This is a genomic window from Paracoccus sp. S4493 (genome assembly GCF_000967735.1).
Lineage (GTDB): Bacteria > Pseudomonadota > Alphaproteobacteria > Rhodobacterales > Rhodobacteraceae > Paracoccus > Paracoccus marcusii.
This window is the reverse complement of record NZ_JXYF01000138.1, coordinates 1-613: the sequence shown is the minus strand read 5'-3', so window position 1 is coordinate 613 and position 613 is coordinate 1. Positions and strand designations below refer to the sequence as shown.

Annotated in this window: 1 protein-coding gene; it reads left to right on the top strand. The window is 74.7% G+C overall.

What is annotated here, in order from left to right:
• A partial coding sequence (locus TW83_RS14920) for a PEP-utilizing enzyme (protein WP_045983567.1) occupies positions 1-613 on the top strand: 613 nt, incomplete at both ends.

The following is a 613-nucleotide window of genomic DNA, read 5'->3' as shown; positions in this document are numbered from 1 at the left end:
CACCGGCACCCCGCGCGTCACCGGACGCTTTCGCGGCCAGCGCCACGGCGCGACCGTCGGGCCGGGCGCCGAGACGCTGTTCCTGACCCGCGACGACCGCGGCCCCGCGCTGGAGGACACCGCGCCCGAGATCTTTGCCGACCTGGTCCGCTTCGGCATTGCCGCCCGCGAGCGCCTGCGCGAGGAGATGCAGATCGAGTTCGTCGTGACCGAGGGCCGGATCAGCGTCATCGACGCCACCCGCGTGGCCCGTGGCAGCCGCGCCGGCGTCCGCATCGCGGTGAGCCTGGCGCGCGACGGTATCATCCCCCCCGAGGAGGCGCTGATGCGCGTCGAGCCGCGTGCCCTGGCCGACCTGCTGCACCATCAGGTCGACCCACGCGCGCCCCGCGACGTGATCGCGCGCGGCATCGATGCCAGCCCCGGCGCCGCCACCGGGCGCATCGTCTTTTCCGCCGCCAGCGCGCAATCCGCCCATGCACGGGGAGAACCCTGCATCCTGGTGCGGCGCGAAACCGTGCCCGAGGACATCCGCGGCATGCACGCCTCGGTCGCGGTGCTGACCGAGCGGGGCGGCACGACCAGCCATGCGGCGGTGATCGCCCGCGGCCTG